The organism is Citrobacter sp. wls615 (assembly GCF_005281355.1).
GTDB lineage: Bacteria > Pseudomonadota > Gammaproteobacteria > Enterobacterales > Enterobacteriaceae > Citrobacter > Citrobacter werkmanii.
In genome coordinates, this window is record NZ_SZXM01000088.1 from 1 (window position 1) to 602 (window position 602).

Below are 602 nucleotides of genomic sequence, written 5' to 3' on the forward strand. Positions count from 1 at the left end.
AGGAGCAATGAGCAATGTTCGTGGAACTCATTTATGACAAAAGGAATTTTGATGGTCTGCCCGGTGCAAAAGATATCATTCTGGACGAATTGAGTAAGAGGGTTCACCGGATTTTCCCCGATGCTGATGTTCGGGTTAAACCGATGATGACACTGCCGGCGATCAACACTGACGCCAGCAAGCATGAGAAAGAACAGATAAGCCGTACTATTCAGGAAATGTTTGAAGAGGCGGATATGTGGCTGGTTTCAGATTAAATGCCTTGAACCGTCATATTGCTTAAGTACAATCCGCCGGGACTGGCAATCATTCAATACTCGCACTATCGAACGTTCGCCAGTCGGCCGCAATCATGCTCTTGCATACGGCGTGGTTGCGGCACCTGTCAATTTGCCCTACTGAACACCCTGCTGAGTTTGCTCGCATTCATGTTCAGCTTTTTCCATCGCCTCCTGTAAATCCTTCTGTTTCTGATTCCAGATGCTGTTCACCGGCATTTCCACACGAACAGATACAAACGAATCGGCAGGAATATCTACAGGCTCTCCGTCTGTCACGGTTTCAGTGAATATCCGGTTTATATCTGTGTGCCCTATTCTGTT

General features: G+C 47.0%; 1 protein-coding gene and 1 pseudogene. One reads left to right on the forward strand and one right to left on the reverse strand.

Translation table 11 applies throughout. From position 1 onward, the window contains the following. The first annotated feature begins 14 nt into the window (after positions 1 to 14). Positions 15 to 257: a DinI family protein gene (locus tag FDX04_RS23040; protein ID WP_137371509.1), complete on the forward strand. Its 243-nt coding sequence runs from the start codon at positions 15 to 17 to the stop codon at positions 255 to 257. A gap of 138 nt (positions 258 to 395) precedes the next feature. Here the strand turns inward: FDX04_RS23040 and FDX04_RS23045 are convergent. Further along, positions 396 to 602: pseudogene (locus FDX04_RS23045) on the reverse strand (phage tail protein); the annotation flags it as partial.